6 protein-coding genes are annotated in these 6,382 nt (G+C 73.5%); 3 read left to right on the top strand and 3 right to left on the bottom strand.

Features of this window, described 5'->3' with window-relative positions; genetic code table 11:
* Positions 1 to 104: 104 nt before the first annotated feature.
* Both ABZ714_RS26120 and ABZ714_RS26115 read right to left on the bottom strand, forming a co-directional pair.
* Entirely contained in the window at positions 105 to 1,109 is a 1,005-nt protein-coding gene (locus ABZ714_RS26120) for an alpha/beta hydrolase (RefSeq protein ID WP_358827766.1), read from the bottom strand.
* A gap of 234 nt (positions 1,110 to 1,343) precedes the next feature.
* Positions 1,344 to 1,961, bottom strand: a complete 618-nt coding sequence (locus ABZ714_RS26115; protein WP_358827765.1) for a nucleotidyltransferase family protein — start codon at positions 1,959 to 1,961, stop codon at positions 1,344 to 1,346.
* A gap of 131 nt (positions 1,962 to 2,092) precedes the next feature.
* Between ABZ714_RS26115 and ABZ714_RS26110 the strand changes: the two genes are divergently transcribed.
* The 3 genes from ABZ714_RS26110 to ABZ714_RS26100 all read left to right on the top strand — a co-directional run bounded on the left by ABZ714_RS26110 (position 2,093) and on the right by ABZ714_RS26100 (position 5,327).
* Complete coding sequence (locus tag ABZ714_RS26110) at positions 2,093 to 3,994, top strand: protein kinase (RefSeq protein WP_358827764.1); 1,902 nt, start codon at positions 2,093 to 2,095, stop codon at positions 3,992 to 3,994.
* A 206-nt stretch (positions 3,995 to 4,200) separates the two neighbouring features.
* Positions 4,201 to 4,464 (top strand): DUF5955 family protein, encoded by a 264-nt coding sequence (locus tag ABZ714_RS26105; protein WP_358827763.1) that lies wholly within the window; start codon positions 4,201 to 4,203, stop codon positions 4,462 to 4,464.
* A 176-nt stretch (positions 4,465 to 4,640) separates the two neighbouring features.
* A complete protein-coding gene (locus ABZ714_RS26100) occupies positions 4,641 to 5,327 on the top strand; it encodes an alpha/beta hydrolase (RefSeq protein ID WP_358827762.1) in 687 nt (228 codons plus the stop codon).
* A gap of 140 nt (positions 5,328 to 5,467) precedes the next feature.
* Here ABZ714_RS26100 and ABZ714_RS26095 read toward each other — a convergent pair whose 3' ends face one another.
* Complete coding sequence (locus ABZ714_RS26095; protein WP_358827771.1) at positions 5,468 to 6,232, bottom strand: IclR family transcriptional regulator; 765 nt, start codon at positions 6,230 to 6,232, stop codon at positions 5,468 to 5,470.
* Positions 6,233 to 6,382: the final 150 nt, after the last annotated feature.

Genomic DNA, 6,382 nt, shown 5'->3' with positions numbered 1-6,382 from the left:
GTCTCGGCGGGGCGCCCCGCGCGCGCCCGCCCGCGCCCCCCCCCCGACCCGTCGGCGGTCCCGCGCCCCGGTGCCGGGCGTGCGCCCGCGCCGGCGGACGGGGCTCAGTCGCCGCGGGCCGCGCTCTGTCTGCGCGCGCTCACCAGCAGCGCCGTACCCGCGAGTATCGCCGCGCCCGCCACACCGCCGACACCGATCAGCGCCATCGTCCGCGACCCGGTGTCCGCCAGGGCCGCGCTCCGTACCGAGCCCGTGGCGGTGGCCCCGGCCGCGTCCCTGATCTGCCGGGTGACCACACCCGGATGGGACATCATCGACACATGCGACGAGTCGATCTCGACCGTCTTCGACTTGGCCCTGGCCGCCTCCCAGCGCTCCAGATCGGGTGCGATCGCCTTGTCGTGCCGGGAGACCACGAACCACGACGGAATCGACCGCCAGGCCGCGCCGGGCGCCGCCTCCTCGAAACAGGCCGCCGCGATGGGGCGCTGGCCGACGGCCATCAGCCGGGTCTGCGAGACCGGCAGATCGGCGGCGAAGACGCTGTGGAACTTCTCCGTCTTGATGTACAGATCCGACCCCTGGGTGGTGCCGTCCGAGTACGGGACCGGATTGAGGGCGGGCTGCAACTCGCTCCCCGGGAACTTCGCCGCCAGCGCGCCCAGGGTCTCGCCCTTGTCCGGCATGAACGCCGATACGTACACCAGCGCCCGGACATTCGGATTCCCGGCCGCCGCCCCGCCGATCACCGCTCCTCCGTAGGAGTGGCCCGCCAGGACGATCGGCCCGCGGACGCTCTTCAGCACACTGGCGATATACGCGGAGTCCGAGACCAGGCCCCGCAGCGGGTTCGCCGGAGCGATCACCTTGTAGCCGTGATCCGCCAACTCCTCGGCCACCGCGTTCCAGCCGGAGGCGTCCGCGAAGGCGCCGTGCACCAGGACGACCGTCGGCTTCGCGGCGATCTCCCCGGCGGCGGCGGGCAGGGCGGCGGCGGCCGACGCGGGCGCCGCCACGAGGGCCGTCACGGCCAGCGTGAGACCGAGCGCGAGAGGGCGGGATATCCGGCGGTGGCGGGGCGGTGGCGCGGGGGAGGGTGGCACGGCCATGGTCGTCTCTCGATTCTTTCGAAGAAGGCTGTCGACCTCAGCGTTTTCGCCCGCCGAAGGCTCCGCACGCCACGCGCGGCGGGAGAGTGACGCGGCACCCCGTCCGGGTGACCCGAGGCGGAGACCGGTGGCTTCTCACCCGATCCGCCGAGGACGGCTCCGACGGAGCCGCGGGGCCCCTGAGCGCTCCCGGCCGGCCTCTTGAGAAGGGCCCGCCCTTGGTGGGGAGGCGGGCTACTCCAGCCGGTCCAGATCGGCCGGGGTGTCCACGTCGAAGGGCGCGGCCACGTCGCCGCACTCCACCAGGGCGAGCTCCGGCCGGGTCCGGAGATAGGACCGCGCGCCCCGGTCGGCCGTCGCGGAGCGCGCCACATCCGGCCAGTGCGCCGCGCCGAGGAGGACCGGGTGGCCGCGCACTCCGTCGTAGCGGGCCGCCGCGAGCGCCGCGCGGCCCGTGCCCGTGCCCGCCGCGCGGACCCGGGCGACCGCCGCCGCGCCGATGCCCGGCTGGTCCACCAGAAGGACGACGACCGCGTCCGCGTACGGCGGGAGCGCCGCCAGGCCCGCCCGGAGCGACGACCCCATGCCCCGCTCCCAGCCGGGGTTGTCGACGATCGCGCAACCCGTCAGATCGGCCCGGGCGCGGACCTCTTCGGCCGCCGCGCCGAGCACCACGTACACCGGATCGCAGCCGCCCGCGCGCAACGCGGCGACCGCGTGTTCCACGAGCGGCCGGCCCCGGTGCCGCAGCAGCGCCTTGGGCCGCCCGCCCAGCCGCCGTCCGCCGCCCGCGGCGAGCAACAGGCCTACTACCACAGGGGTGTTCTTCGCGTTCCGCGCCGATCCGTTCATATCCCCTGCCTACCGCATGCCTGCCGATCATGGCGCGGACACCCCGGGATAAGGTGCTTCCCTCCGGCGTGCGGGCCGATCACGAGACCCCGCACGCGTAGTTCGCGGTGGTTCGTGGGGGACACAGAACGATGAGTGGACGCATACCCGAAGGAACGGTTTTCCAGTCGCTCGGCGAAGGCGATCCACGCCATGTCGCGGGGTATCGGCTCGCCGCCAGGCTCGGAGCCGGGGGCATGGGCAAGGTCTATCTCTCCTATACGCCCGGCGGGCGTCCGGTCGCCATCAAGGTGATCCGTCCGGACTTCGCGCAGGACGCGGAGTTCCGGCGCCGGTTCGCCCAGGAGGTGCACGCGGCGCAGCGGGTGCAGGGGCTGTACACGGCGCCGGTGATCGACGCGGATCCGGAGGCCGCGCAGCCGTGGCTGGCGACGGCCTACGTGCCGGGGCCCTCCCTGGCCGCCGCCGTCAACGAGCACGGCAAGCTCCCGGCGGAGACCGTACTGCTGCTGGTCGCGGGGATCGCCGAGGCGCTTCAGGTGATCCACGGCGCGGGCATCGTGCACCGGGATCTCAAGCCCGCCAATGTGCTGCTGGCCGCCGACGGACCCCGGGTGATCGATTTCGGGATCGCCCGGGCCGCCGACGCCACCTCCCTCACCAGCAGCGGGGTCACCATCGGCACCCCGTCCTTCATGGCGCCGGAGCAGGCCGCCGGGGCCAAGGTGACGCCCGCCACCGATGTCTTCGCCCTCGGTCTGGTCGCGACGTACGCGGCCACCGGCCGGGCCGCCTTCGGCGAGGGCACCTCGCACGGGGTGCTCTACCGGATCGTGCACGAGGAGCCCGATCTGACCGGGGTTCCGGAGCGGCTGGTCGAACTCGTCACCCGCTGTCTCGCCAAGGAACCCTCCGAACGTCCGTCCGTGGCCGAGGTGCTCACGATCTGTCAGAGCGCCAACGCGGAGACCGTCCTGCGCAGGCCCGAGGAGTGGCTGCCGGGCGCGGTCGCGGCGGAGATCGGGACCCGTAAGGCCGCCCCCGCGCCGCCGGTGGCCCCGCCCCCGCCCGCCGCGGCACCGGCACCGTCCGTCCCGCAGGCCCCGGCCGCTCCGCCGCAGCCCTTCGCCCCGCCCGCGCCCGTACCGGCGCCCGAACCGACCGCGGCGTCCGCGCCCTCGACCCCGCCGCCCGGTTTCGGGCCGCCCCCGGCCGCGTACGGCGCCGGGCCCGCCGCGGCTCCCACGGTCCCGGGCGCCGGGTACGGCACGCCCCCGGCCCCGGCCCCGGTCCCGGCGCCGTACGCGCACCCCGTGTCCACCCCCGCGCCCGAATCCGGGTCCGCGCTCACCCCCGCCGACCCGCCCAAGCGCCGCAAGCGGGGCCGGACCATCGCCATCGCGGTGGTCGCGACCCTGGTCGTGGGCGGTCTCGCGGGCGGTGGCACCTACTACGCGCTCGCCGACCGGGACAAGAAGAACGACCAGGGAGCGACGGTGACGGAGAACTCCGACTCCGGCGCCGAGCAGCCCGTGGAGCCGCCCGCCGGCGACCCGGCAGCCGACCCGGGGACCGACCCGGCGGCCGATTCGTCCGACAGCCCCGGCGAGCCGGTCCCCGCCGACCCGGTCGAGGACCCCGAACCGGCCACGCACAAGGGGATCAACCTGGTCAGCGGCTATCACCTCACCTTCGGTGACGATCCGCTGAGGCCCGTCAACGACGAGTCGGCCAACGATCTCTACTACGACTCGGGCCTGGACCGTCTGAAGGTGCCCGACGGACGGCTGATTCTGCTGCGCAACGGGCAGAAGCCGGATCTGGCCACCTGCCGCAGCGAGACCCGCTATGCCGAGAATCTCGGCCTCGACGGCATCTCGAAGGGCGCGATGTTCTGTGTGCTGACCGACACCGGTCATGTCGGCATCGTCACCTACCAGGGGAAATCCCCTGAATCGGACCCCAGTCAGTTCGTCACGGTCGATGTCACCACCTGGCTCAACGCCGTGGAGGCCGTCCAGCCGACATCCTGAAATCAGCCCGGATCCTGCCTGCATCCGGGCCGAATTCGGTACGCGGAGTGGCGCACCCACCCCGGATGGCGTTAACTGGCCCGCAACTCTGGGTGGTTGAATATCGACTGAGAGTGTCGAGGCACCCGGTTGCCGGCGAGGGGGGTTGAGGTCTCTTGCGGAGCGTTGGGCAGACGCAGGTGACGGACAGCGGCGAGGACCCGAGGGTGACCGGGTTGCGCGCCGCGGTCTCCCGGCTGCGCCGGGAACTGGCGGCGCACCCGGGCCGGTTCTCGGACCGGGACGTCGCCGAGGAGGAGCTGGGCGTACTGGCCGAGATGGCGGCACGGGGCGATCCCGACATCGCCCGGATGCGCCGGGCCCTGCTGCTGATCGCCGGGGCCATCGGCTCGGTCAGCGCGCTCGCCCCCGGTGTCCTCGCGGTCCGGAACGCCGTGGACATGTTCGGCGAGGTGCCCCGGCAGCGCTGACCCGCCCCGGCCGGCGCGCCCCCGAGGCGCGCGCCGGATTCCTCCGTACTCGCCCGCCGGACGCGGCCCCCGGACTTCCCGGGGCCGCGTCCGGCTGCGGTGGCGGGGGCCTGTGACCGGTTCTAGCGTGACCGGCAGGGGGGCCGCTGTTACGCGACCGATGTGAGGGTACGGACATGGCCGACAAGCCGACGATCGTGCTGGTGCACGGCTTCTGGGGCGGCGCCGCCCACTGGAGCAAGGCGATCCTGGAACTGAAGAGCCGGGGGTACGACAAGCTCCGCGCCGTGGAGAATCCGCTGACGTCCCTCGCGGACGACGCCGAACGCACCCGGAAGATGGTCCGACAGGTGGACGGGCCCGTGCTGCTCGTGGGTCACTCCTACGGCGGTGCCGTCATCACCGAGGCGGGCGATCTGCCCAATGTCACCGGACTGGTGTACATCGCGGCGTTCGCCCCCGACGCCGGTGAGAGCCCCGGCGGAATCAGCCAGGAGCATCCGCCCGCCGCGTTCGAGAACATCGTCCCGGACTCCGACGGCTATCTCTGGGTCGAGCCGGAGAAGTTCCACTGGAGCTTCGGCCAGGATCTGACCGAGGACGAGGCGCTGGTCATGGCCGTCACCCAGAAGGCGCCGCTGGCCTCGACCTTCGGGGACAACATCACCGCCCCGGCCTGGCGGAACAAGCCCGTCTGGTATCAGGTCTCGACCGGGGACCGCATGATCCACCCGGACAACGAGCGCCGGATGGCCGCGCGGATGAACCCCCGCAAGGTGATCGAACTCGACGCCAGTCACGCGTCGCTGGCCTCGCAGCCGAAGGCCGTCGTGGATCTGATCGACGAGGCCGCGAACGCGTAGGCGGTAAGCGGGCCGGGCCGCGAGCGCGCGGGCCGTGCCTGTCGGTGGCCGATGGTCCCCCGGATCCGACAGCGGATCCGGGGGATCCCGCCCGTCGCGGTACGAGTCCTCTGCCGTCCCCGGCCCGCAGCGCGCCGGCCTCAGCCGGTCGAGGTCTTCGCCAGGGCCGCCGACAGCTCCCGGGCGACCTCCTGCAGTACCGGCACGATCTTCTCCGTGGCCGCGTCCGTCACCCGGCCCGCCGGGCCCGAGATGGAGATGGCCGCCGCCGTGGGGGAGTCGGGAACCGGGACCGCGAGGCAGCGGACCCCGATCTCCTGCTCGTTGTCGTCCACGGCGTACCCGCTGCGGCGGACCTGCTCCAGCGCCGTGAGGAAGCCCTCCGGGCTGGTGATCGTCTTCTCGGTGGCCGCGGGCATCCCCGTCCTGGCCAGCAACGCCCGTACCTCGTCCGCCGGATACCCCGCGAGCAGCGCCTTGCCCACCCCGGTGGAGTGCGGCAGCACCCGCCGTCCCACCTCGGTGAACATCCGCATCGAGTGCCTCGACGGCACCTGCGCCACATAGACGATCTCGTCGCCGTCGAGCAGGGCCATGTTCGCGGTCTCGCCGGTCTCGTCGACCAGCCGGGCCAGATAGGGCCTGGCCCAGGTGCCGAGCAGCCGGGCCGAGGACTCGCCGAGCCGGATCAGCCGGGGGCCGAGCGCATAGCGGCGGTTCGGCTGCTGGCGGACGTAACCGCAGGCCACCAGGGTCCGCATCAGCCGGTGAATGGTCGGCAGCGGCAGCCCGCTGCTCCCCGACAGCTCGCTCAGTCCGACCTCGCCCCCGGCGTCCGCCATTCGCTCCAGCAGATCGAAGGCGCGCTCCAGGGACTGCACACCCCCGCCGCCCGACGGTCTCACGGCGTCTGCGGGGCGGGCGCTGGCACTGGGCGTCGGCACGGGCGGCGGTCCTTTCGGGCGGCGGACAAGACGGCAGCCTACCCGGCGGCCGACCCCGGCACACCGGTACCGTCCCGGGAGTCCGGGCCGGTCAGGGGGTGTTCGTCCCGG

The sequence above is a fragment of the Streptomyces sp. NPDC006798 genome, from assembly GCF_040635975.1.
In the GTDB taxonomy this organism is placed as follows: domain Bacteria; phylum Actinomycetota; class Actinomycetes; order Streptomycetales; family Streptomycetaceae; genus Streptomyces.
The sequence above is the reverse complement of the archived record's forward strand: the minus strand, read 5'-3'. Positions and strand labels throughout refer to the sequence as shown.